20 protein-coding genes are annotated in these 23,437 nt (G+C 63.1%); 13 read left to right on the plus strand and 7 right to left on the minus strand.

Annotated features, from left to right (window positions below; genetic code table 11):
- Positions 1-98: 98 nt before the first annotated feature.
- Positions 99-3,011, minus strand: coding sequence for an aminotransferase (locus QIW53_RS19040; RefSeq protein ID WP_371051187.1), 2,913 nt, complete (start codon positions 3,009-3,011; stop codon positions 99-101).
- Positions 3,012-3,188: 177 nt separating this feature from the next.
- On the opposite strand from QIW53_RS19040, the gene rfbB reads away from it, so the two are divergent.
- The 7 genes from rfbB to QIW53_RS19075 are packed head-to-tail and all read left to right on the plus strand — an operon-like array spanning position 3,189 to position 10,271.
- Entirely contained in the window at positions 3,189-4,271 is a 1,083-nt protein-coding gene (rfbB, locus tag QIW53_RS19045) for a dTDP-glucose 4,6-dehydratase (RefSeq protein WP_371051188.1), read from the plus strand.
- On the plus strand, positions 4,268-5,143 hold the full coding sequence (gene rfbA / locus QIW53_RS19050) for a glucose-1-phosphate thymidylyltransferase RfbA (protein ID WP_371051189.1): 876 nt from the start codon (positions 4,268-4,270) through the stop codon (positions 5,141-5,143). The genes rfbB and rfbA overlap by 4 nt, the downstream gene beginning before the upstream one ends.
- Entirely contained in the window at positions 5,140-5,685 is a 546-nt protein-coding gene (gene rfbC, locus QIW53_RS19055; RefSeq protein ID WP_371051190.1) for a dTDP-4-dehydrorhamnose 3,5-epimerase, read from the plus strand. Before rfbA ends, rfbC begins: the two co-directional genes overlap by 4 nt.
- Positions 5,682-6,551, plus strand: coding sequence for a dTDP-4-dehydrorhamnose reductase (gene rfbD, locus QIW53_RS19060; RefSeq protein WP_371051191.1), 870 nt, complete (start codon positions 5,682-5,684; stop codon positions 6,549-6,551). The genes rfbC and rfbD overlap by 4 nt, the downstream gene beginning before the upstream one ends.
- Positions 6,552-6,587: 36 nt before the next feature.
- Positions 6,588-8,396, plus strand: coding sequence for a sensor histidine kinase (locus tag QIW53_RS19065; protein WP_371051192.1), 1,809 nt, complete (start codon positions 6,588-6,590; stop codon positions 8,394-8,396).
- Positions 8,393-9,787, plus strand: coding sequence for a sigma-54-dependent transcriptional regulator (locus tag QIW53_RS19070; protein WP_371051193.1), 1,395 nt, complete (start codon positions 8,393-8,395; stop codon positions 9,785-9,787). The genes QIW53_RS19065 and QIW53_RS19070 overlap by 4 nt, the downstream gene beginning before the upstream one ends.
- A 28-nt stretch (positions 9,788-9,815) precedes the next feature.
- Entirely contained in the window at positions 9,816-10,271 is a 456-nt protein-coding gene (locus QIW53_RS19075) for a YiiD C-terminal domain-containing protein (RefSeq protein WP_371051194.1), read from the plus strand.
- A gap of 33 nt (positions 10,272-10,304) precedes the next feature.
- Here the strand turns inward: QIW53_RS19075 and cysQ are convergent, their stop codons facing one another.
- Both cysQ and nudE read right to left on the minus strand, forming a co-directional pair.
- Positions 10,305-11,132 carry a 3'(2'),5'-bisphosphate nucleotidase CysQ gene (gene cysQ / locus QIW53_RS19080; protein WP_371051195.1) on the minus strand — a complete coding sequence of 276 codons (828 nt, stop codon included), beginning with the start codon at positions 11,130-11,132 and terminating at the stop codon, positions 10,305-10,307.
- On the minus strand, positions 11,129-11,695 hold the full coding sequence (gene nudE, locus QIW53_RS19085; protein WP_371051196.1) for an ADP compounds hydrolase NudE: 567 nt from the start codon (positions 11,693-11,695) through the stop codon (positions 11,129-11,131). The genes cysQ and nudE overlap by 4 nt, the downstream gene beginning before the upstream one ends.
- 90 nt (positions 11,696-11,785) lie before the next feature.
- Here nudE and yrfG point away from each other — a divergent pair, with 90 nt between their 5' ends.
- Entirely contained in the window at positions 11,786-12,448 is a 663-nt protein-coding gene (gene yrfG, locus QIW53_RS19090) for a GMP/IMP nucleotidase (protein WP_371051197.1), read from the plus strand.
- A gap of 108 nt (positions 12,449-12,556) precedes the next feature.
- Here the strand turns inward: yrfG and lysM are convergent, their stop codons facing one another.
- Entirely contained in the window at positions 12,557-13,006 is a 450-nt protein-coding gene (lysM, locus tag QIW53_RS19095) for a peptidoglycan-binding protein LysM (protein WP_371051198.1), read from the minus strand.
- A 138-nt stretch (positions 13,007-13,144) separates the two neighbouring features.
- Between lysM and QIW53_RS19100 the strand changes: the two genes are divergently transcribed.
- The 4 genes from QIW53_RS19100 to QIW53_RS19115 all read left to right on the plus strand — a co-directional run bounded on the left by QIW53_RS19100 (position 13,145) and on the right by QIW53_RS19115 (position 18,131).
- The gene (locus QIW53_RS19100) at positions 13,145-14,032 is read left to right on the plus strand and encodes a LysR family transcriptional regulator (protein WP_371051199.1); all 888 of its coding nucleotides are present in this window, start codon (positions 13,145-13,147) and stop codon (positions 14,030-14,032) included.
- Positions 14,033-14,126: 94 nt separating this feature from the next.
- Positions 14,127-14,966: a formate dehydrogenase accessory sulfurtransferase FdhD gene (fdhD, locus tag QIW53_RS19105; protein WP_371051200.1), complete on the plus strand. Its 840-nt coding sequence runs from the start codon at positions 14,127-14,129 to the stop codon at positions 14,964-14,966.
- On the plus strand, positions 14,963-17,311 hold the full coding sequence (locus tag QIW53_RS19110) for an FdhF/YdeP family oxidoreductase (RefSeq protein WP_371051201.1): 2,349 nt from the start codon (positions 14,963-14,965) through the stop codon (positions 17,309-17,311). Before fdhD ends, QIW53_RS19110 begins: the two co-directional genes overlap by 4 nt.
- A 334-nt stretch (positions 17,312-17,645) precedes the next feature.
- Complete coding sequence (locus tag QIW53_RS19115; RefSeq protein WP_371051202.1) at positions 17,646-18,131, plus strand: glycine zipper domain-containing protein; 486 nt, start codon at positions 17,646-17,648, stop codon at positions 18,129-18,131.
- Between the two features lie 69 nt (positions 18,132-18,200).
- On the opposite strand, the gene QIW53_RS19120 is transcribed toward QIW53_RS19115, so the two are convergent.
- From QIW53_RS19120 to QIW53_RS19130, 3 genes are all read right to left on the minus strand, one after another.
- On the minus strand, positions 18,201-18,620 hold the full coding sequence (locus QIW53_RS19120; RefSeq protein ID WP_371051203.1) for an acyl-CoA thioesterase: 420 nt from the start codon (positions 18,618-18,620) through the stop codon (positions 18,201-18,203).
- 86 nt (positions 18,621-18,706) lie between these two features.
- On the minus strand, positions 18,707-19,933 hold the full coding sequence (locus QIW53_RS19125) for a 3-hydroxyacyl-CoA dehydrogenase (RefSeq protein WP_371051204.1): 1,227 nt from the start codon (positions 19,931-19,933) through the stop codon (positions 18,707-18,709).
- Positions 19,934-20,164: 231 nt separating this feature from the next.
- The gene (locus QIW53_RS19130; RefSeq protein ID WP_371051205.1) at positions 20,165-22,099 is read right to left on the minus strand and encodes a RecQ family ATP-dependent DNA helicase; all 1,935 of its coding nucleotides are present in this window, start codon (positions 22,097-22,099) and stop codon (positions 20,165-20,167) included.
- Between the two features lie 254 nt (positions 22,100-22,353).
- Between QIW53_RS19130 and QIW53_RS19135 the strand changes: the two genes are divergently transcribed.
- Complete coding sequence (locus QIW53_RS19135; protein ID WP_371051206.1) at positions 22,354-23,412, plus strand: S8 family peptidase; 1,059 nt, start codon at positions 22,354-22,356, stop codon at positions 23,410-23,412.
- The last annotated feature ends 25 nt before the right edge of the window (positions 23,413-23,437 follow it).

Genomic DNA, 23,437 nt, shown 5'->3' on the forward strand with positions numbered 1-23,437 from the left:
CGCGAAGGCGGAGTGTCAGTTGATAAATTTTTCTCTGACACTCCGCCTTCGCGAGCAAGCCCGCTCCCACAGGGGTCAAGGACATCCAGAAATATCGGTTACAACCCCTCGCCCAACACTTTCGAGAGCATGTCCACGAAGAAATCCACGCTACGGCGCGAAGTGACCATCGGCGGCTTGATCTTGAGCACGTTCAGGTAGTCGCCGGTCGGCTGCATGAAAATCCCCAACTCGCGCAGGCGATCGCACAGCGCGGTGGTTTCTTCGGTCGCCGGCTCCAGGGTTTCGCGGTTGCGGATCAATTCGACGCCCAGGTAGAAACCGGACCCGTGCACCGCTCCCACCAGCGGATGGAGATCGATCAGCGCTTCGAGCCGCTCCTTGAAGTAGCCGCCGACGACCTGGGCGTTTTCCCAGAGCTTTTCTTCCTCCATCACGTCCAGCACCGCCATGCCGACCTGGCAACTGACCGGGCTGCCACCGGCCGACGAGAAGAAGTAACCCTCGGCCTCCAGCGCCTCGGCGATTTCCCGACGGGTGATCACCGCGCCCAGCGGCTGGCCGTTGCCCATGCCCTTGGCCATGGTGATGATGTCCGGCACCACGCCCTGCTCTTCAAACCCCCAGAAGAAATGCCCCATGCGCCCGTAACCGACTTGCACTTCGTCGGCGATGCACACGCCGCCCTGGGCGCGGACCAGACCGTAGACCTGTTTCAGGTAACCCGGCGGCAACGAGATGCCCCCGGCATTGCCGTACACCGGCTCGCAAATGAAACCGGCCAGCGGACGACCTTGCGCGGCGATTTTCGCCAGGTTGTGCTCGACGCTGCGCACGTAGTCCGGCGCGCTGTCCGGGCCACGGAACTCACCGCGATAGGTGTTCGGCGCTGGCACCGGGTGCACCCAGTCGGGGCGGCTGCTCAAGGCCTTGGGGTTGTCGGCAATCGAGGTCGAGACCGCATCCGCACCCACCGTCCAGCCGTGATAGGCCTCCAGCACGCTGATGATGTCGCGACCGCCGCTGTAGGCCCACGCCAGGCGGATCGCCAGGTCATTGGCCTCGCTGCCGCTGTTGACCAGGAACACCCGATCCATGGAGTCGGGCGATAACTTGAGCAAGCGTTCGGAAAACTCGGCCACCGCCGCATAGTTGAAACGTGAGTTGGTGTTGAGCAGCGACCACTGACGCGCCGCCACGGCAGCCATGCGCGGATGGCCATGGCCCAGCACCGCGACGTTGTTCAGCATGTCGAGATAGGAGCGGCCCTGCATGTCGATCAAGTGGTTGCGCCAGCCGCGCTCGATGCGCGGTGGGTCAACGTAATAGTGCTTTTGCGTACGGGCGAAGCTGGCGTCGCGGCGGGCCAGCAAGGTGTGCGCATCCAGTTCCGCTTCGGCGTCGCACGCCAGCCCCAGCAACGCCGCCGGTGAAGGGCACAGCGCCTGCCACGCGGGCGCGCGCGAAGGGGTGCAGAACAGAGGGGCCAGCAGCGAAGCGTTTCGACACAACTGCACCCGCAAGGGCCCGCTGACCGCGCCCAGCACCTGGCCTTTGACCAGCGCCGCACCGCTGTGCAGCGAGGGCGTCACGCCCCACAGCCTCAGGCTCAACTGCGGCCCGTCGAGTTGCAACAGGCCCGGTTCCGGTTGATGCACCACCCCGGCAAACGGCGACTCGACCGCCGTCCCCTGGGGCACGCGCAACTCGACATGCAGTGGACAGGTTTCCGGTTCCGCCGCGCAGTCCGGACGGGTGCGCGACAGACGGTACTGGCCGTAACGACTCGCCGCCAGGCCATGCACCGCCGCCGCTTCATCCAGCAGGCGCTGATCGATGCCCGCCTGCTCCCAGTTACCGGCCTCGAAATGCGGGCTGAGCACGCCCAGGTCGATCAAGGCGAATTCGCCGCCCACTAGGCTTGGCAACAACGGCGCAAAACCCTCGCTGCCGATCTCCGGCAGGCGCTGTCCCACGCACGTGAGGATGGCGGCCTCCATCAGCGCCAGAGGCACCGACGTGGCAACACGGAAGATTTCCCACTCATGGGTCAGGTTATCGCGACTGTATTGATTGCCCGGATCGATGCTGACCTGCTGTTCGCCGCTGAGCACCAACACGGCGGCCCGGGCAACGATCAACGGCCACAGGGCCAGCAATTCCTCGTGTTGCATCGGGTTGACAGCGTGATAGGCCTGGATCGCCGGAAAAATATAGAAGGGATCACCCTCGGCATGGTGCAGCAACGCCGCGCAGGTCACCGACAGGTCGGTGATGCGCCAGGTGCGCACCAGGTCGCCGAAATCGATCACACCCTGCAACTGCCACTGGCGCTGCGCATCACGCTGCCAGACCACGTTGTCATCGGTGATGTCCATGTGAATGGCCTGCACCGGCAGCGTGTCCACCAAAGGCCGCAAGGCCTGCTCCGCCTGCGCGGCGGCTTGGGCGATCAGGGCTCGTTGCGCGTCGTCCTTGATCACCGGCAGCAGGTGGGCGATCAGGGCACTGGCGTGACGGGCGTCCCATTGCAGCGTCCGTTCCAGCCCCGCATGGCGGAATTCGGCCAGCGCCAGGTCCATTTCACCGCAGAGTCGACCAAAACCGCTTACCACCGAACCGGGCAGATGGCCCAAGTGGGTGAGCGGCTGGCCCTCGATGTATTCGAGCAGGCGCACGTGTACCGCCTGCCCGGCGACCTCCAGCGACAGCAGATCGGCGCCGGTGCGCGAAGCAATGACTCGCGGCACCTTGACCCCCGAGTGCTCGGCCAGGTGCTTGAGCCCGGCGTGCTGGGCTTGCAACTCCAGCACCGAATAGTCGCCCCGGCAGATTTTCAGGACGAAACGCCCTTCGGCGCTGTCGACGCGGTAGTTGAGGTCCTGCTGGCTGCCGAGGGCCTGCAAGCGTCCGCTCAACCCGTAATGCCCCTCGAGCAGCTCTAGCGCTTGCGCCGCAGACACCTGCGGGCTGGGCAAACTGGCACGATGAATCAACGTGGCGAGCGGCATACGACAACTCCTGAAATATTATTAGGCACGTATATCGCCACTGCGCCGATCGATAATCAACCCCCCGTTCATGCCCCAAAACCCAAATACCAGCCACAACGCTATTGCACCACGGGTCTTCTGCCGACAAGCTATGCTCTTTTGCTTGAACGCTCTTACTGATAAAGGCTGGTTTACATGCGAATTCTCATCACCGGCGGCGCCGGTTTCATTGGTTCTGCCTTGGTTCGCCACCTGATTCGGCACACCGAGCACGAAGTGCTCAACCTGGACAAGCTGACCTATGCCGGTAACCTGGAATCGCTGACCAGCATTGCCAACGACACCCGTTATGAATTCGTCCAGGCCGACATCGTCGATCAGTCAACGGTGAGCGCGGTGCTGGCCCGCTTCCAGCCGCACGCGATCATGCACCTGGCGGCGGAATCCCATGTCGACCGCTCCATCGACGGCCCGTCGGATTTCATCCAGACCAACATCGTCGGCACCTACAGCCTGCTGGAGGCCACCCGCGCCTACTGGAACACCCTGGCTGAGCCGGAAAAAAGCGCCTTCCGCTTCCATCACATTTCCACCGACGAGGTCTACGGCGACCTGCACGGTGTCGATGACCTGTTCACCGAAACCACGCCTTACGCACCGAGCTCGCCGTACTCCGCCAGCAAGGCCGCGTCCGACCACCTGGTCCGCGCCTGGCAGCGCACCTACGGCCTGCCGGTGCTGCTGACCAACTGCTCGAACAACTACGGTCCTTTCCACTTCCCGGAAAAACTGATTCCGCTGGTGATTCTCAATGCCCTGGCCGGCAAGCCGCTGCCGGTCTATGGCAACGGCCTGCAGATCCGCGACTGGCTGTTTGTAGAAGACCACGCCCGGGCACTGTTCAAGGTGGTGACCGAAGGCGTCGTTGGCGAAACCTATAACATCGGTGGGCACAACGAGCAGAAGAACATCGACGTCGTGCGCGGCATCTGCGCGCTGCTGGAAGAGCTCGCGCCGCACAAACCTGCAGGCGTCGCACATTTCGCCGACTTGATCACCTTCGTCCAGGATCGTCCCGGCCATGACCTGCGTTACGCCATCGATGCCGGCAAGATCGAACGCGAACTCGGCTGGGTGCCTGAAGAAACCTTCGAGACCGGCCTGCGCAAAACCGTCCAGTGGTACCTGGAAAACCTCGAATGGTGCCGCCGCGTTCAGGATGGCAGCTATCAGGGTGAACGATTGGGCGCCATCAATACCAAGGAGTTGCTCGCATGATGAAAGGAATTGTATTGGCCGGTGGCTCGGGCACGCGTTTGCACCCGATCACGCTGGGGGTGTCCAAACAACTGCTGCCGATCTACGACAAGCCGATGATCTACTACCCGATCTCGGTGCTGATGCTGGCCGGCATCAAGGACATCCTGCTGATTTCCACCCCGCAGGATCTGCCTCAGTATCGCAACCTGCTGGGTGACGGCAGTCAGTTCGGCGTGAATCTCAGCTATGCCGAGCAGCCTTCGCCGGATGGCCTGGCCCAGGCCTTCCTGATCGGTGAAGAGTTCATCGGCGATGACCCGGTGTGCCTGATCCTCGGTGACAACATCTTCCACGGCCAGCACTTCGGCGACCAATTGAAAGACGCGGTGAATCGCAAATCCGGCGCCACGGTGTTTGGCTACTGGGTCAATGACCCGGAGCGCTTCGGCGTGATCGATTTCGACAGCGAAGGCCGCGCCCTGTCGATCGAAGAAAAACCCAAGGCCCCGAAATCCAGCTACGCCGTGACTGGCCTGTATTTCTATGACAACGATGTGATCGAGATCGCCAAGGCCGTGAAGCCCTCCGCTCGCGGCGAACTGGAGATCACCGACGTCAACAACGCCTACCTGCAGCGCGGCGACTTGCAGGTCGAACGACTGGGACGTGGATTCGCCTGGCTCGACACCGGCACCCATGACAGCCTGCTCGATGCCTCGCAATACGTGCAGACCATCGAACATCGCCAGGGCCTGAAAGTCGCCTGTCTCGAAGAAATCGCCTACGACAATGGCTGGATCAGCCGTGAGCTGTTGCTGGAGCGTGCACAGTATTTTGGCAAAACCGGGTATGGTCAGTACCTCTACAAACTGGCCGAGGCTGGACAATGAATGTGATTGAAACCGCCCTGCCCGGCGTGTTGATCCTGGAACCCAAAGTGTTCGGCGACGAGCGCGGCTTTTTCTATGAAAGCTTCAACGCCAGGGCGTTCGAGCAAGCGACAGGCCTGAACCGGCAGTTCGTGCAGGACAACCATTCGCGCTCGGTGAAAGGCGTGCTGCGCGGCCTGCATTACCAGTTGGAGAATACCCAGGGCAAACTGGTGCGGGTGACGGTCGGCGAAGTGCTCGACGTGGCGGTGGACGTTCGTCGCAGCTCACCGAACTTCGGCCGCTGGGAAGCCGTGCGCCTGTCGGCACAAAATGCTCGGCAACTCTGGGTGCCGGAAGGTTTCGCCCACGGGTTCGTGGTGTTGAGCGATGTCGCCGAGTTCCTCTACAAGACCACCGACTATTACAACCCGGCCGCCGAACGCTGCATCCGTTGGGACGACCCGACGCTCGCCATCGACTGGCAGTTGACCGAAGCGCCGCAACTGTCGGCCAAGGACCAACTGGGAAAAACCCTGCAGGAGGTCGACCTGTTTCCATGAGAATTCTCATCAGCGGTCAACATGGGCAGGTTTCAACTGAACTGCAACATCACCTGAAAACGCTTGGCGAACTGGTTGTTCCAGGGCGCGGTCAGTTCGACCTGACCGACCCGCAACAACTGCGTCAGCAGGTTCAATGCGTTCGTCCCGACCTGATCATCAACGCCGCAGCTTACACCGCGGTCGATCAGGCTGAGACCGAACCGCAGGTGGCTTTCGCCATCAACGCCGTGGCGCCAGGCATCCTCGCCGAAGAAGCCGCGGCATTGGGTATTCCGCTGATTCACTACTCCACCGACTACGTGTTCGACGGCAGCAAAAGCTCGCCCTACACCGAAGACGACGCGCCGAATCCGCTGGGCGTCTACGGCCAGAGCAAGCTGGCGGGCGAGCAGGCGATCAGCGCGGTGCAAGGCCAGCACCTGATCTTGCGCACCAGTTGGGTCTATTCGGCCCATGGGCGCAATTTCCTGCTGACCATGCAACGCCTGCTGCAGGAAAAGCCTGAGCTCCGTGTGGTCGCCGATCAGATCGGCGCACCCACCTGGGCCGGCACCATCGCCCGCAGCACGCTCGCCCTGATCGAGCGCTGGCAGGCGGGAGAAGCCGGCGCCTGGGGCACTTATCACCTGACGGCGCAGGGCGAAACGTCCTGGTTCGGTTTTGCCCAGGCCATCGGCGAAGCGTTGCGCACACAGGGCAAGCCCTGCGCCAACCTGGTGCCGATCCCGTCCAGCGACTACCCGACCCCGGCGACCCGACCGCTGAATTCGCGTCTGGACGGCCAACGTCTGCAACGTGAATGGGGCGTCAGCCAACCCGACTGGCAAACCGCGCTGCACGAGTGCCTTGCCGAACAAGCCTAGGCATAATGCGCCTGTACCCACAGGCGCCTGATGCTCATGACTCCGACCCTTCCCCGCAGACCCCGCTGGCGCAGCCTGGCCCTGCTCGCACTGTGCCTGGCGCCGTTGCTGTGGCCGCTGGAGCATCTGGCCGAGCGCTACTACCGCAGCGAACTGGCCGGGCAGAACCGTCAGACCCTGGACCTGTACGTCGCCAACCTGTTGGGCACCCTGCACCGCTATGAGGTACTGCCGCAGATCCTCGGCGACCTGCCGGCCCTGCGTGCCGACCTGTCGGCACCGGACGATGGCGTCATCCAGGGCAACGCCAACCGCCTGCTGAAGAACATCGCCACGCAGACCGGCGCCGAAGTCATGTACCTGATGGACACGCAGGGTAATACGATTGCCGCCTCCAACTGGGACAAACACGACAGCTTCGTCGGCCGCAACTTCGCTTTCCGGCCTTATTTCAGCGAGGCCATGGCTGGCCGCCTGGGGCGTTTTTTCGGCCTGGGCACCACCTCGGCCAAACGCGGCTATTTCTTCGCCGCAGCGGTGCGTGACCGGGAAAAGGTCATTGGCGTGCTGGTGACCAAGGTCGATCTGGACCACACCGAAAGCCTCTGGGGCAAGACCCCCGAACAGCTGCTGGTCACCGACCACAACGGCGTGGTCATCCTCACTTCGCGCCCCGAATGGCGTTTTCGCGCGACCCGCGACCTGAGCGACGCCGAGCGCGCGGCAATCATCGCCATTCAGCCTTATCCGACCCGCGAGCCGAAGCCGCTGCACCTGAGCTCCGATGCCTGGTTGACCCAGACCCAGCAGATTGATGAAACGGGCTGGAGCGTGAGCATCCTCGCGCCACGCACCCTGATCGACCGGCCCGTGCGCACAGTGGTCGCCATCGGCGGCGCGACGCTGCTGGTGTTGATGCTGCTGCTCGGCCTGATGATGCAGCGCCGCCGCCATTATCTGGAGCGGATCGCCTTCGAAGCCAAGGCCCGACGGGAACTGGAAGGTCGGGTTGCGGAGCGCACCAGCGACCTGGAAGGCCTCAACCGTCGGCTGAAGCAGGAGGTGCTGGAACGCGAACACGCGCAACAGGAACTGGTGCGCGCCCAGGATGACCTGGTGCAGGCCGGCAAGTTGTCGGCGCTTGGCACCATGTCGGCGAGTATCAGCCACGAACTCAATCAACCGCTGGCGGCCATCCGCAGCTACGCGGAAAACGCCGAAGTACTGCTCGATCATCAGCGCACCGACGACGCACGCGGCAACCTCAAGCTGATCAGCGAACTGACCGGGCGCATGGCCTCGATCATTGCCCACCTGCGCGCCTTTGCCCGCCGTGATCGCCACGCGCCGGAAAGCGTGGCGCTGCAACCGGCGCTGGATGACGCGCTGGCGCTGCTGGCCAAGCGCCGGCGCAGCATGGAAGTGGAGCTGATTCGTGATCTGCCGGCCGCCGCCCTGTGGGTCGAGGCCGGGGAAACCCGCCTGCGCCAGGTGCTCGGCAACCTGCTGGCCAACGCTCTCGATGCCCTGACGGAAAAGGGCCCGCCACGTAAACTCTGGTTAAGTGCTCAATCCACCGCCGAAGGCGTCAACCTGACCATTCGCGACAACGGCCCGGGCTTTTGCATGGAAGCCCTGGGGCGCGCCAGCGAACCGTTCTACACCACCAAGACCCGCACGCAAGGGCTGGGGTTGGGGCTGGCGATCTGCGAGACGCTGATGCGCGCCTTCGGCGGCGAACTGTTGTTCTCCAACCACAAGGAAGGCGGCGCGCTGATTACCCTGAAACTGCGCGCCGGCGCACCGGGCGTGAGCCTGCAACCGTCCGAGGACCGAAGTGCATGACCATCGACAACCGCATTCAGGTCGTGCTGATCGACGATGACCCACATCTGCGTCAGGCCCTCAGCCAGACCCTGGACCTCGCCGGCCTGAAGATCCTGCCGCTGGGCGAAGCCAAGGGCCTGGCCGGGCAACTGGAGCGTGACTGGCCGGGTGTGGTGGTCAGCGACATCCGCATGCCGGGCATGGACGGCCTGGAGCTGCTGGGCGAACTGCATGCCATGGACCCGGAGTTGCCGGTGTTGCTGATCACCGGCCACGGCGATGTGCCGCTGGCGGTGCAGGCCATGCGCGCCGGCGCCTACGACTTTCTGGAAAAACCCTTCGCCAGCGACGCCCTGCTCGACAGCGTGCGCCGCGCACTGGCCGTGCGCCGGCTGGTGCTGGACAACCGCAGCCTGCGCCTGGCCCTGAGCGACCGCCATGAACTGAGCGCGCGGCTGGTCGGGCAATCGGCCTCCATGCTGCGCTTGCGCGAGCAGATCGGCGCACTCGCGGCGACCAAGGCCGACGTGTTGATCCTCGGCGAAACCGGTGCCGGCAAGGAAGTCGTGGCGCGGGCACTGCACGACCTGTCGAGCCGGCGTAATGGTCCGTTCGTGGCGATCAACGCCGGCGCCCTGGCAGAGTCGGTGGTGGAAAGCGAGTTGTTCGGCCACGAACCCGGCGCCTTCACTGGCGCGCAAAAACGCCGTATCGGCAAGTTCGAGTTCGCCAATGGCGGCACGCTGTTCCTCGATGAAATCGAAAGCATGAGCCTGGACGTGCAGGTGAAACTGCTGCGGTTGCTGCAGGAGCGCGTGGTCGAGCGTCTGGGCGGCAACCAGCTGATCCCGCTGGACATTCGCATCATCGCCGCGACCAAGGAGGACTTGCGCCAGTCCGCCGATCAGGGACGCTTCCGCGCCGACCTGTATTACCGGCTCAACGTCGCGCCACTGCGCATTCCCCCGCTGCGCGAGCGCGGTGAGGACGCACTGATGCTGTTCCAGCACTTCGCCGACGAAGCCAGTGCCCGCCATGGCCTGCCACCCCATGAACTGCAACCGGGGCAACGGGCGCTGTTGCTGCGCCACACCTGGCCGGGCAACGTGCGGGAACTGCAAAACGCCGCCGAACGCTTCGCCCTGGGCCTGGAGCTGGCGCTGGACAACAGCGCAGCGGGCGGCGTGCCCGGCGCTCCGGTCGAACTGGTCAGTGGCGGGCTGAGCGAGCAGGTGGAGAACTTCGAGAAATCGTTGATTGCCGCCGAACTGGCACGCTCCCACAGTTCGGTGCGCAGCCTTGCCGAAGCCCTGGGCATTCCGCGCAAGACCTTGCACGACAAGCTGCGCAAGCACGGGCTGAACTTCGCCGACAGCGGAGCGCAACACGCTGCCGACGAATCCGATTGAACCCTTCACCTCCCACAAGAGGCCGCGCATGAACCTCGACAGTCGCCACCTGGAATCCGTCCTGCACCACGACATCCCCCTGACCCAGGCGATGGGCGTCAAGGTACTCGACTGGCACGACCAGCAACTGCGCCTGCATTTGCCGCTGGAGGCCAACGTCAATCACAAGAGCACCATGTTCGGTGGCAGCCTGTATTGCGGCGCGGTGCTGGCCGGTTGGGGCTGGCTGCACCTGCGCCTGCGCGAGGAAGGGATCGAGAACGGGCACATCGTGATCCACGAAGGACAGATCAGTTATCCGCTGCCGGTCACCCGTGATGCAGTTGCGATCTGCCAGGCGCCGAGTGCGGCGGTGTGGAAGAAGTTTCTGGCGATGTACCAGCGTTATGGCCGGGCCCGGTTGACGCTGCAATCGCGGATCGTCAATGAAGGCAGTGATGAAGACGCCGTGACCTTCAGCGGGCAGTACGTCCTGCACCGCTGAACCTCCCACAGGGGACCATGCATGACCCGGCCGTCAGGCGCGGGCCAGCTCCAGGAGTTTTTCGCGCCACGGCGCCTTCGCCGGCAACGCCAGGAAGAACTCATTCAGCAACGATTCCCGAGCCGGGTAGCTGAACGTGGCACCGCCCAGATCCAGCACTTCACCGCCCGCACCTTCGAGCACGCCCTGAGCGGCCGCCGTGTCCCATTGCGAGGTCGGCGCCAGGCGTGGGTAACAATCCGCTGCACCTTCGGCCAGCAGGCAGAACTTCAACGAACTGCCGATATTGGCCAACTCCAGTGACCCCAGACTGGCGCTCAAGCCGGCCAGCAGGCGCTCCTGCTCGGGGCTCGAATGGCGACGACTGGCAACCACGGTAAACGCCTGCCCCGCGGCAGGCGCCTGGCGAACCTGTATCGCCAGCGGCTCCGCCCCCTGATCGCCCCGCCAGGCCCCCAGGCCCGCCCCACCGACGTAGAAGCGCCCGTTGGTCGGCATCGACACCACGCCAAACACCACCTGGCCCCGCTCGATGAGGGCAATGTTCACGGTGAACTCTTCGCTGCCGTTGATGAACTCCTTGGTGCCATCCAACGGATCGACCAGCCACCAGCGCTGCCAGCCGGCCCGTACGCTTTGTGGAATATCGGCGTCTTCCTCGGACAACACCGGAATGTCCGGGGCCAGCGCGGTCAGCCCGGCCAGAATCAGGTGGTGGGCGGCCAGGTCGGCGGCAGTGACCGGGGATTCGTCAGCCTTGGTCGTCACCGCGGTGCCGGTGCGCCAGAACGGCAGGATCGCCTCGCCCGCCTGCAAGGCCAGTTCCACGACCGGGGCCATCAACGGATGCGCGAACGTCATGGCAGGAACTCCCCACGCTGGGTCAGCAGGTCACGGGCCAGGTACAACGCCGCCAGGGCACGACCTTCGGTGAATCTGGGGTTCTGCGCCAGTCCCGACAGCTCACGCAGATTGATCTTGTCCACGCCCATGGGCTCCGGCTCGTCGCCCTCCAGCCGCTCCTCGTAGAGGTCCATGGCCAATACCACCTGGATCTTCTGGCTCATGTAGCCGGGAGACAACGACAACTCGGTCAGGTGCATCAGCTGGCGCGCGCCATACCCGGCTTCTTCCTTGAGCTCGCGCTCTGCCGCCGCCAGTACGTCTTCACCCGGCTCGATCAAGCCTTTGGGCAGCGACAACTCATACTCGTCTGTGCCGCCGCAATATTCCTCGACCAGCACCGCGTGTTCGGCATCGAGCATCGCCACGATCATCACTGCGCCATAACCCGCACCCTTGCCCACCAACCGCTCATAGGTGCGCTCCGCACCATTGGAAAAGCGCAGTTTCAGTTCTTCAACGCAGAACAGGCGGCTGGTGGCGACGATCTCGCGGGCGAGGACAGTGGGTTTCTGGCGCATGAAAAGCTCCTTGGCGTGAACGGGTTACTATACCCGGCCTATCCTGATTGTTGATCGCGGATATCTTTTTTACCGTTGGAGACGTTTTTTATGTCACTGCTGCCCTGGCACGACATCGATACCGTGCTGCTGGATATGGACGGCACGTTGCTGGACCTGCATTTCGACAATCATTTCTGGCTCGAACACCTGCCGCAGCGTTACGCCGAGTTGCACGGAGTGAGCCGGGCCATGGCGGACATGGAGTTGCAGCCGCTGTTCGAACGCAACGCCGGCCAGTTGCAGTGGTATTGCCTGGATTTCTGGAGCGCCGAGCTGAAACTGCCGGTGCGCGAGCTGAAACTGGAAACCGCGCACCTGATCGCCCTGCGCCAGGATGCAGACACCTTCCTGGCCGCGATCAGGCAGGCGGGCAAACGTGTGGTGCTGATCACCAACGCGCACCGCGACTCGCTGTCGTTGAAGCTGGAGAGAATCGAACTGGCGCCCTATTTCGAGCGATTGATCAGCTCCCACGACTATGGCTTTCCCAAGGAGAATCCGCAGTTCTGGGACGCCTTGCAGGCGGACATCGACTTCGACCCGGCGCGCAGCCTGTTCATTGACGACACCCTGCCGATCCTGCGCAGTGCCCGGGACTTCGGCGTGGCGCACCTGCTGGCCGTGCGCGAGCCGGACAGCCGCAAAGGGCCGAAGGACACGGCGGAGTTTGCGGCGGTGGAGGATTATCGGGCTTTGATTGCTGGGCTTTAAGGCCGAGTCGCGCCCATCGTGAGCAGGCTCGCTCCCACAGGTTTCGCAGCGTTTACAATACCTGTGGGAGCGGGCTTGCCCGCGAAGGCCATCACTCGGTTTGGAGCCTTACTCGGGAATGCGCAACGACTGCCCCGGATAAATCTTGTTCGGGTCCTTGAGCATCGGCTTGTTGGCCTCGAAGATCTTCTGATACTTGTTGGCGTCGCCGTACACCCGCAGTGAAATCGCGCTGAGGGTATCGCCCTTCTGCACCACGACGAACTGCGAAGCGACGACCACCGGACCGGTCACCGTGATCTGGTCGTCAACGCCGCTGATTCCGGCCACGTTACCCAGCGCCAGAAGGATTTTTTCCTTCTCTTCCTGGCTGGAGGCTTCACCGGTGGCGATGATTTTTTCACCCTCGACCTTCACCTGGATCTTCGACGTGTCGATCCCGGTCAGGGCGTCCTTCACGTGCTTGGTCAGTGCCTCGCTGTTGGCTTCGGCCTTGTCCGGCGTCAGGGCATCGAGGATTTTTTCACCGGCTTCTTTCAGAAAACTGAACAGGCTCATTGTGTGCTCTCCCTGGGAAGTTAAGTGTCCAGACGCAAAAGCCTAGTCCACCCTTGCCGGAAACGGATCCAAGCCGACCAATGACGCCACTTGCCCGCAACCGCTAGAATCGCCCACTCCCCGTGCCCTGGAGCGAAAATGGACATCAAGCAGCTGAAATTCCTCATCGCCCTCGACGAAACCCGGCACTTCGGCCAGGCCGCCGCACGCTGCCACATCACCCAGCCGACCCTGTCCATGCGTCTGCGCAGCCTGGAGGAAGAGCTGGAACTGCCGCTGGTCAACCGGGGCCAGCGCTTCGAGGGTTTCACCGCCCCGGGCGAACGGGTACTGGCCTGGGCGCGCACCGTGCTGGCGGCCTGCGACGGGTTGCAGGCCGAGGCCGCAGCGTGTCGCGGCAACCTGATCGGCACGCTGCGCCTGGGCGTGGTGCCCCTCTCGAGTTTCGACCCGCTGCCGATGATGCAACGCCTGCACGGCGAACACCCGAACCTGCGCTTCGAACTGTCGGCCTTGAGCTCCGAGCAGATCCTGGAGCAACTGGCGAACAATCGCCTGGACCTCGGCGTGTCCTACCTCGAACGCCTGGACGCCGAACGTTTCGACTCCCTGAGCTTCAGCGAAACCCACATGGGCCTGCTCTACGACCAGCGTTATTTCGACTTCGGCGAGGCGCCGCTGAGCTGGGAGTCGCTGATCGAACTGCCCTTGGGCATGCTCACCAGCGGCATGCATTTCCGCCAGTCCATCGACCACAATTTCCACAGCCGTGGCCTGATTCCGCAACCGCTTTTGCAGACCGATGCCGTGCATCAACTGCTTCAAGCCGTGCACGGCGGATTGTGCTGCGCGGTCATGCCACTTGAAGGCGGCCTGGAAAACCTGACCGATCACCTGCGCCTGCAACCGATCGAAAACGCGCAGACCCTTGGCCGGCTGGGGTTGATCATGCGTCGTAGCGCCCCGCGCTCGGTTTTGGCGGAAGCCTGTTTTGCGCTGTATCAGAAATCGCCAAGCGACTCTTGATCGATGTCATCTATCGGTAGATCAGTAATAGCAATTAGACGCGACACATTGTCGCGCTTAGGCTTAACACTGACCAAACCGTTGGTGATGCCCCATGAACGCCAAGCGCACTGCCTGCGCGGCGCCCGCTCTCGAAACGCCCGCGCCCGCCGCCAGCCAGACGTACACCTACAGCGACCTGCAACACACTGAATCCGCCAGCACCGCACTGGCTGAGGAAGTCGCGTTGGCGATTGCCTACAACGGCATCAGCCAGGCGGTGATGCTGGTGACGCCGACCGACCTCGAAGATTTCATCGTCGGTTTCAGCCTCGGCAGCGGCATCATCGAAGACCCCTCGGACATCTACGACCTGCAACTGAGCGGCTCGGGTTCGGCGCAATACGCGCAAGTGACCATTGCCAACCGCGCGTTCTGGAACCTCAAGCAGCAGCGTCGGCAACTGGCCGGCACCAGCGGCTGCGGCCTGTGCGGCGTGGAAGCGGTCGAGCAGGCCCTGCCCGACCTCAAGGTCATGCCCGGCGCCCCGCTGCCCCCTGCGCAATGGCTCGACGGCCTGCGCCAGCGCATCGGTGCGTTCCAGCCCCTGGGCCAGCACAGCGGCGCCGTACATGCGGCGGTGTTCATGGACGCCAGCGGTGAGCTGCGCCTGGGTCGCGAGGACATTGGCCGACACAACGCCCTCGACAAGCTCATTGGTGGGCTGGTTCGCCAGAAGATCCCGACCACCGGCGGCCTGGCCATTGTCACCAGCCGTTGCAGCCTGGAACTGATCCAGAAAGTCCTGCGCGCCGGTATCCAGACCCTGGTCAGCCTGTCATCGCCCACCGGCCTTGCCGTGCAATGGGCCCGCCGCCACAACCTCAATCTCATTCATTTGCCACAGAAGAACGCCCCACGGGTCTACAGCCCGGCGTTGGAGAATCAAGCGTGAGTCAACACCGTCAAGCCGATCAGACCCCCGTTCCCCGTTACAAACCCTACAAAGGCCCGGCCGGTGGCTGGGGTGCGCTGATCAGCGTCGCCCAGGCCTGGTTGACCAGCGACAACGCGCTGAAAAACCTGCGCATGATGCTCAAGACCAACAAGAACGGCGGCTTCGACTGCCCGGGTTGTGCCTGGGGCGATTCGCTGGAAGGCGGCATGGTGATGTTCTGCGAGAACGGCGCCAAGGCGGTGAACTGGGAAGCGACCAAGCGCCGCGTCGACAGCAAGTTCTTCGCCAAGCACAGCGTCACCTCGTTGCTGGAACAGAGCGACTACTGGCTCGAATACCAGGGCCGTATCACCGAGCCGATGAGCTACAACGCTGAAACCGACCGCTACCAGCCCATCAGCTGGGACGATGCGTTCGCCCTGATCGCCAAGCACCTGCGTGGCCTGTCGAGCCCGGATCAAGCCGAGTTCTACACCTCGGGTCGGGCCAGCAACGAAGCGGCGTTCCTCTATCAATTGTTCGTGCGCGCCTATGGCACCAACAATTTCCCCGACTGCTCGAACATGTGCCACGAAGCCAGCGGCGTCGCGCTGTCGCAGAGCGTTGGCGTCGGCAAAGGCACCGTGACCTACGATGACTTCGAACACGCCGATGCGATTTTCGTCTGGGGCCAGAACCCCGGCACCAACCACCCACGGATGCTCGAGCCGCTGCGTGAAGCGGTGAAGCGCGGTGCGCAAGTGGTGTGCATCAACCCGCTCAAGGAGCGCGGTCTGGAACGTTTCCAGAATCCGCAGAAGCCGATCGAAATGCTCACCAACGGCGACAAGCCGACCAACACCGCGTACTTCCGTCCGGCACTGGGCGGCGACATGGCGGTGATGCGCGGCATGGCCAAGTTCCTCCTGCAATGGGAACGCGATGCGCAGAAGGCTGGCGCGCCGGCGGTGTTCGACCACGACTTCCTCAACGAGCACAGCGTCAATGTGCTGGATTACCTGGCCGTCATCGACGACACCTCGTGGGAGCAGATCGTCGAGCAATCGGGCCTGACCCTGGTCGAGATCGAACAAGCGGCGCGCATGTACCTCAAGGGCAAGAACGTCATCATGTGCTGGGCGATGGGCATTACCCAGCACCGCCACTCGGTGCCGACCATCCAGGAAATCGCCAACCTGATGCTGCTGCGCGGCAACATCGGCAAGCCGGGCGCCGGCCTGTGCCCGGTGCGTGGCCACAGCAACGTGCAGGGCGACCGCACCATGGGCATCAACGAACGCCCACCGGTGGCGTTCCTCGACGCTCTGGAGCGTCGCTTCCAGTTCAAGGTGCCCCGCGAGAACGGCCACAACGTGGTCGAGGCGATTCACGCCATGGCCGAAGGCCGGGCCAAGGTCTTCATCGGCCTGGGCGGCAACTTCGCCCAGGCCACCCCGGACAGCCCGCGTACTTTCAAGGCGCTGACCAACTGCGACCTGACCGTGCAGATCAGCACCAAGCTCAACCGCAGCCACCTGGCCCACGGCAAGGACGCGCTGATCCTGCCGTGCCTGGGCCGTACCGACATCGATATCCAGACCGAAGGCCCGCAAGCGGTGACCGTGGAAGACTCGTTCAGCATGGTCCATGCCTCCAATGGCCAATTGCAGCCGCTGTCGAACCAGATGCGTTCGGAACCGGCGATTCTGGCCGGCATCGCCGCCGCCACGCTGGGCAGCCATCCGGTGGACTGGCACTGGCTGGTGGCCGACTACAGCCGCATCCGTGACCTGATTGCCGATACCCTGCCGAACTTCAAGGACTTCAACGAGAAGATCAAGAACAAGGGCGGTTTCTACCTCGGCAACACGGCCGGCGCGCGCAAGTGGAACACCACGTCCGGGCGGGCCAACTTCCGCGCCAACGTACTGCCCAAGGACCTGGTGCACGAGCGCACTCGTGCCACTGGTGTATTGCCGGACCTGATCATGCAGTCGATGCGCTCGCACGATCAGTACAACACCACCATCTATGGTCTCGACGACCGTTATCGTGGCGTCAAAGGTCAGCGTGACGTGTTGTTCGCCAACGAGGCGGACATCATTCGCCTGGGCTTCAAACCGGGCCAGAAAGCCGACATCGTCTCGCTCTGGGACGACGGCCGCGAGCGTCGGGTGAAGGGCTTCACGCTGCTGGCCTTCGATATCCCGGCCGGGCAGGCGGCGGCGTACTATCCGGAAGTGAACCCGCTGGTACCGCTGGAGAGCATCGGAGACGGCAGCCATACGCCGACCTCGAAGTTCGTCGCGATTCGGTTGGAAGCGGCGAGTGATAATGGGTTGATCATGGCCAGGTCGGCGTAAAAGGCCCGACGGTTTCACTGAACCCATCGCGAGCGGGCTCGCGCCCACAGGCTGGTCATGCACTCAACCTGTGGCGCGAGCCCGCTCGCGATTTGCATTGGCAAGACCGACGAATCTTTCGGGCCAGGCACTTTTCAGGCGCCCACAAAAAAGGCCGTTTTTTCACAAAAACGGCCCATCCGAAGTAGCTAAAGACCGGCGAAAAAACATTAAGTTCCGTCTAAAAAACAGTAACTTATAGAAATGTGCCGAAGTCGTGTTACTCGTCGGATTTCGATTGTCACGCCCCTGACAGGGCCTCAGGATCGCGGCGTCATCCCCTTGAGGTTCCTCCATGAAGTTTTCCTCGATTCTCTTGTTGTCCCTTGGCCTGGTCAGTGGCATTGCCTCTGCCGGCGGCACCACCGAAGCAGGTGTGGGCGGCGCATTGGGCGGGGTTCTAGGCTCGGTCGTCGGTCAGTCGTTGGGCGGCAATACAGGTTCAACCATTGGCGCAGCCCTCGGCGGCGCGGGTGGTAGCGCAGTCGGCGCAGACAAACGCAGCCGTGGCGAAGCCGCCATTGGCGGTGCGTTGGGCGCTGCTGGCGGTAACGTGGTCGGTCGCAGCCTGGGCGGCAGCACCGGCAGCCTGATCGGCTCTGCCGCAGGCGGTGGCGCCGGCGGCGCGCTGGGTAACTACATGGGCAACAAGAGCGACGAAGACGATGATCGTCGCTCGTACCGCCGTGGCCATGATGATCGTCGCTACTACCGTGACGGCCATCCGGGGCGCGGCCATGCCTACGGCCACCGCAAGCACAAGCATCACTATCGCCACTGAGGCTTGACGGCCTCGTTGACCGGTCGATCGAACAATCGCAGCCTCAGGGCTGCGATTTTTTTTTGCCGGTTAAACCACCAACCGCTCCAGCGCACCACGCAAACCGGCAGGAATCGCCACGGGCTGGTTCGACGCCCGATCCACGAACACATGCACGAACCGCCCCGCCGCGCAGGCTTCGTCTTCTCCCGCCTTGAACACCGCCAACTCGTACTGCACCGAACTGTTACCGAGTTTGGCGACGCGCAGGCCGATCTCGATGCGGTCGGGGAAAGCGATGGAAGCGAAGTAATCACAGGCCGAACTCACGACGAAACCCACGACCTCGCCATCGTGAATATCCAGGCCGCCGACTTCGATCAGGTAGGTGTTCACGGCGGTGTCGAAGAAGCTGTAGTAAGTGACGTTGTTCACGTGGCCGTAGGCGTCGTTATCGTGCCAGCGGGTGGTGATGGGCTGCAAGTGCGGGTATTCGGTGCGTAGGGGCATCGGTGATGGGTTCCTTGGGCTGATACGTCAGTGTAAGGCGTAATACCGCGTCGTATTCATCGCGAGCGGGCTCGCCCCTGAAAGGCTCAGTGGTCGGCAAATCCTTTGTTCTGCGCCGCCAGCTCGCCAATCAGCCGCGCCGGCTGCCAGTGATCGCCCTGACGGGTTTCCAGGGCCAGTAACCGCTGATGAATGTCCGCCAGCCCCTGCTGATCCGCCCAGGCCATGGGCCCGCCCTTGGCGGCCGGGAAACCATAGCCGTTGAGGTACACCAGGTCGATGTCATGCGCAGACGCCGCGATGCCTTCCTGAAGAATTTTCGCCCCTTCGTTGACCAGGGCCAGCAGGCAGCGCTCAAGGATCTCCTCGGGCCCGATCTCGCGACGCTGATACCCCAGCCCTTCGCTGACTTCCAGCACCAGCGCATCCACCTCCACATCGTGTTCGGCCTGACGGCTGCCGGGTTCGTAGTGGTAATAGCCATTGCCGCTCTTCTGGCCGAAACGCCCCCTTTCGCACAACCGGTTATCCACCTGGACCTGCGGCGCATCCTGGCCGACACCGGCCAGTTCCCTGGCACGCCACTCCAGGTCGATCCCGACCACGTCGTACATGCGAAAAGGCCCCATGGCAAACCCGAAGCCCTGCAACGCCGCATCGACCTGATAGGGAAGTGCGCCTTCCAGCAGCATCTTGCGCGCTTCAAGCACGTAGGTATTGAGCATGCGGTTGCCGATGAAGCCATCGCAATTGCCAGCCACCACACTGACCTTGCCCATGCGTTTTCCCAGCGCCAGCGCAGCGTCCAGCACCGCCGGCGCGGTCTGTGCGCCGCGCACGACTTCCAGCAGCTTCATGATGTGCGCCGGGCTGAAGAAGTGCAGGCCCAGCACCTGTTGCGGGCGGCGCGTGGCGGCGGCGATCGCATCGATGTCCAGCGCCGAGGTATTGCTCGCCAGGATGGCCTCGGGCTTGAGCAGGCCGTCCAGCTCGCGGAAGATTTTCTGCTTGAGTTCCAGATTCTCGTAAACCGCCTCGATCACCAGATCGACGTTACGGATGGCCAGGTAATCGGCAGCGGTTTCGATCCGGGCCATGCGCGCGTCCGCCTCGGCCTGATCGATCCGCCCCTGGCGTACATTATGCGCACCGGTCTCGGCCACGGCGGCCAGTGCCTGCTCGAGCATCTGCGGATTGTTGTCGACCCACTGCACCGGCACGCCGGCGTTGGCCAGGCACATGACAATGCCACGGCCCATGGTGCCCGCACCGATGACGGCGGCGCGCTGAAGGTTGAACGGCGTCTGGCTCATTTTTTATTCTCGATGTGGAGTGTTGCCTTTTGTAGGAGCGAGCATGCTCGCGATGGGGGTGAACGATGACGCGGGCATCCTGAATGCCCGCAGTGTCCGGTCCTCCATCGCGAGCATGCTCGCTCCTACAGGGGGCTCATCGTCACCATAGAGAGCCAAGGTACATTTTTGAAATTTATTCCTGTGATGACGGGCATTCAGCGGATGGATGCGCTGTCTGCCACGGCCGTTTCAGCACGCCAGATGGCCCTCCGCCCAGGTTCGAACATCGCCATACGGATACGCCTCCAGCGCCGCGAACCCCGAAATCGACCGCGCCTTGAGCTTGGTAAAGAGCGGCACGCTGATCCCGCAAAGGAAGCGCGTCACCCGCTCGGCAGAGGGCACGCTCCCCGTGTGCTGCTGGTGCCTGTGGATAAAATCGCCGCACAGCGCCTCAAAGGACTTATCCACAAGCGCTGGCAACGCTGGCGGCTCAGGGAGACGCGCCACCTGCCCCAGGCACACCGAACAATGCCCGCACTGCTGCGGCGCGTTTTCATCGCCGAAGTATTCGGCCAGCCGATAGCCCAGGCAGCGTTCGGTGGCGAACAACTCCAGCATCGCGTGAATCCGCGAGATCTCGCTACGCTCGTGCCGCGTGAAACCTGCGTGCAGCTCGGCACTCAGGGCCTGACTGTCGACATGGGTTTGCAACAGGCTGTAAACCTCGGTCATCTGCTTGCTCTCAAGCTCGACCCAACCCTGCTCCTGGAAATAATCCAGCGCCTTGACCACCCGGCTGCGTTCGGCGGAAAACTGCGCGTAGAGCGCGTCGAAGTTCACTGTGGCCCAGGTCCGTGCGCGCGGCGAAGCCTGGATGATGGCCGCCACGAAATCCCTGCGCTCACCGTCGAACCGGGCCAACAGCGCTTCAGGTTCCAGCAGATACTTGAACCGATATTCGGCGTAATAGGCATAACGCGGCGCGATGATGCCCCGCAGCTCCAACTGCACCAGCAGGGTCTTGAGCGGTAACAGGCGAATGTTGCTCTGATCCGCCAGGGGCCCCAGCAGAAACTCCCATTGCCCGTGCGGCGCGGCGTCCTGCAATTGGTCGAGCACACAGCGAATGCCCTCCCGTTCCGGCGTATCGCCGTAGACGAAATTTTCCAGCACGTTGAGGCTGTCGCGATTGGCCAGCACCAGGCAGTCCGATGGCTGTCCGTCACGCCCGGCGCGGCCGATTTCCTGGCTGTAGTTTTCGATGGATTTGGGCAGGTCGAAATGCACGACGTTGCGGATGTCGCTTTTGTCGATGCCCATGCCGAAAGCGATGGTCGCGACAATGCAATCGGATTGCCCGGTCATGAAGCGCTGCTGGATCGCCTCGCGCTGCTCATGGGGCAACCCGGCGTGATAAGCCTCGGCCTGGATGCCGTTACGATCCAGAAGCTGCGCAACCTGCTCGGCGGTTTTCTGTTGGGTGACGTAGACGATGCTCGGTTGGCCGGACCGTTCGCGCATCCAGTCGACCAGGCGTCGGCGCTTGTCCTCACCCTGCACCGGCTCCACCAGCAAGTTGAGGTTGGGACGGTAGAAACCGGTGGTCACCACGTCAGCCGGCGCGATGGCGAATTTGGCCTGCATGTCCGCGATCACCTGGGGCGTGGCCGTGGCGGTGAGCAGCAGCACCTGAGGAATATTGAACTGACGTTGGTAGTCGGGGAGCTTGAGGTAGTCAGGGCGGAAATTATGGCCCCACTCCGAGATGCAGTGAGCCTCGTCCACCACCAGCAGCGAGATCGGCACCTGTTGCAGGAAGTGGCGAAAGCGCTCGTTCTTCAAGCGCTCCACCGAGATCATCAGGATCTTCAATTCGCCCGACCTGGCGCGGGCCATCACGGCGCTCGCGTCTTCGCGACTCTGGGCCGAATCGATGCTGCCCGCCGCAATGCCATGGCGTTGCAGGAACGCCAGCTGGTCCTGCATCAACGCCAGCAGCGGTGAAACCACCAGCGTCAGGTGCGGCAGGAGCACGGCAGGCAACTGGTAACACAGCGACTTGCCCGAGCCGGTGGGGAAAATGGCCGCCGCCGAGCGTCCGTCGAGTACCGCGCTGACCGCCGCTTCCTGGCCGGGACGAAACTGTGGATAACCGAAAACCTGTTCCAGGGTGTTGCGCATATGCTGTCACTCCTTTGACCGCTGCGAAGCCCAAAGGCTAGTCGGCAAACGCAGCAGGTCGAGAAAAGGCCGGGTTAAAAAATGCAACGCGATGATACCGCGTCCGCTTTGCTCCCCCTTCGCCACAGGTTGATACACACAGGGCACTTGGCCTCCATGACGGGACTGCCCGCTCCACCGGTAAGGTTCAGCTTCCCGAAAACCTGGCCGCGCACACTGTGCAGCGCAGCAGCAAACCTTGTGAAGGACCGATCATGCGCCAACCTAACCTGCTTGCATTCACCACCGTGCTCACCGCTCCGTTCTTGTTGAGCGGGTGCCTGACCAACCCGGCCAAACCCATGCTCGATACCGCCCCGTTCGAGACGATCGAATACAAGGGCCAGCAGGGCCTGGCCGTGGTCAAGGCTTCAAGCCTTTACGCGCGTGGCGGGACCGGCCAGGGCAAGACGGTCGCGTTGATCGACTCGGGCCTCAACCAGACGCTGTCGGAATTCAAGGGCAGAGTCGACGAGCCCGGCCATGACTTCGTCGACAAACGCCCGGGCACCCGTGACGTGACCGGCCACGGCACCCAGATGGCCGGGATCATCGCCGCCAACAAGGATGATCAGGGGATGCACGGCGTCGCGTTCAACGCACAGCTCATCCCCTACCGTTTTGCCGACAAGGACGAGCCCTTGTTCTACGACAGCGAAATTTCCGAGTCCTGGCAATTCGCTTTCAACCATGGCGCCTTCATCCTGAACAACTCGTGGGCCAACTCCATTCCGGCCACCGAGATCACCGAAGCGCGTTACAACGCGGTGATGCCGAAGTCGCTGAAGGTCGCCCGGGAGCTGGTTGAGGATGGCGCGGTATTCGTTTTCCCCACCGGCAATGAGCTCAAGCGGGAAGCTTTGGCCGAACCCGGCCTGCCCCATGCCCTTCCTGAACTGGAAAAGGGCTGGATCGCGGTGGTCGCCTTGAAAGCCGACGGCACCGCCATCAACGCGAAATCCAATTACTGCGGCGTGGCCGCTGCGTGGTGCATCGCCGTTCCGGGTGGCGACGGGGGAGCGGAACACGGGCTGTTGACCACCGGCAAGGACGGGAAATACGTTCATACCGCTGGCACTTCGGCGGCGACTGCCATGGTCAGCGGCGCACTGGCCGCTCTTCATAGCCGCTATCCGGAGCTGACCGCGCAGCAAGTGCGTGAACGCTTGCTGGCGACCGCGAACCGCACCGGCATCTACGCCAACAGCGAAGCCTATGGTCGGGGCCTGATGGACCTTGAAGCAGCCTCGCGCCTGGAGACGATGGTCAACTGATGCGAGAGCAACGGGTGGCGCCAGG

The organism is Pseudomonas fluorescens (assembly GCF_041354075.1).
GTDB lineage: Bacteria > Pseudomonadota > Gammaproteobacteria > Pseudomonadales > Pseudomonadaceae > Aquipseudomonas > Aquipseudomonas fluorescens_CE.

Excerpts from the sequence above, each read along its gene's own strand:
- QIW53_RS19065 (WP_371051192.1), top strand. The coding sequence starts at position 6,588 with ATGACTCCGACCCTTCCCCGCAGACCCCGCTGGCGCAGCCTGGCCCTG.
- QIW53_RS19125 (WP_371051204.1), bottom strand. The coding sequence starts at position 19,933 with ATGAGCCAGACGCCGTTCAACCTTCAGCGCGCCGCCGTCATCGGTGCG.
- rfbC (WP_371051190.1), top strand. The coding sequence starts at position 5,140 with ATGAATGTGATTGAAACCGCCCTGCCCGGCGTGTTGATCCTGGAACCC.
- QIW53_RS19070 (WP_371051193.1), top strand. The coding sequence starts at position 8,393 with ATGACCATCGACAACCGCATTCAGGTCGTGCTGATCGACGATGACCCA.
- QIW53_RS19040 (WP_371051187.1), bottom strand. The coding sequence starts at position 3,011 with ATGCCGCTCGCCACGTTGATTCATCGTGCCAGTTTGCCCAGCCCGCAG.
- QIW53_RS19115 (WP_371051202.1), top strand. The coding sequence starts at position 17,646 with ATGAAGTTTTCCTCGATTCTCTTGTTGTCCCTTGGCCTGGTCAGTGGC.
- rfbD (WP_371051191.1), top strand. The coding sequence starts at position 5,682 with ATGAGAATTCTCATCAGCGGTCAACATGGGCAGGTTTCAACTGAACTG.
- QIW53_RS19100 (WP_371051199.1), top strand. The coding sequence starts at position 13,145 with ATGGACATCAAGCAGCTGAAATTCCTCATCGCCCTCGACGAAACCCGG.
- nudE (WP_371051196.1), bottom strand. The coding sequence starts at position 11,695 with ATGCGCCAGAAACCCACTGTCCTCGCCCGCGAGATCGTCGCCACCAGC.
- QIW53_RS19075 (WP_371051194.1), top strand. The coding sequence starts at position 9,816 with ATGAACCTCGACAGTCGCCACCTGGAATCCGTCCTGCACCACGACATC.
- rfbA (WP_371051189.1), top strand. The coding sequence starts at position 4,268 with ATGATGAAAGGAATTGTATTGGCCGGTGGCTCGGGCACGCGTTTGCAC.
- lysM (WP_371051198.1), bottom strand. The coding sequence starts at position 13,006 with ATGAGCCTGTTCAGTTTTCTGAAAGAAGCCGGTGAAAAAATCCTCGAT.
- QIW53_RS19120 (WP_371051203.1), bottom strand. The coding sequence starts at position 18,620 with ATGCCCCTACGCACCGAATACCCGCACTTGCAGCCCATCACCACCCGC.
- QIW53_RS19130 (WP_371051205.1), bottom strand. The coding sequence starts at position 22,099 with ATGCGCAACACCCTGGAACAGGTTTTCGGTTATCCACAGTTTCGTCCC.
- QIW53_RS19135 (WP_371051206.1), top strand. The coding sequence starts at position 22,354 with ATGCGCCAACCTAACCTGCTTGCATTCACCACCGTGCTCACCGCTCCG.
- fdhD (WP_371051200.1), top strand. The coding sequence starts at position 14,127 with ATGAACGCCAAGCGCACTGCCTGCGCGGCGCCCGCTCTCGAAACGCCC.
- rfbB (WP_371051188.1), top strand. The coding sequence starts at position 3,189 with ATGCGAATTCTCATCACCGGCGGCGCCGGTTTCATTGGTTCTGCCTTG.
- yrfG (WP_371051197.1), top strand. The coding sequence starts at position 11,786 with ATGTCACTGCTGCCCTGGCACGACATCGATACCGTGCTGCTGGATATG.
- cysQ (WP_371051195.1), bottom strand. The coding sequence starts at position 11,132 with ATGACGTTCGCGCATCCGTTGATGGCCCCGGTCGTGGAACTGGCCTTG.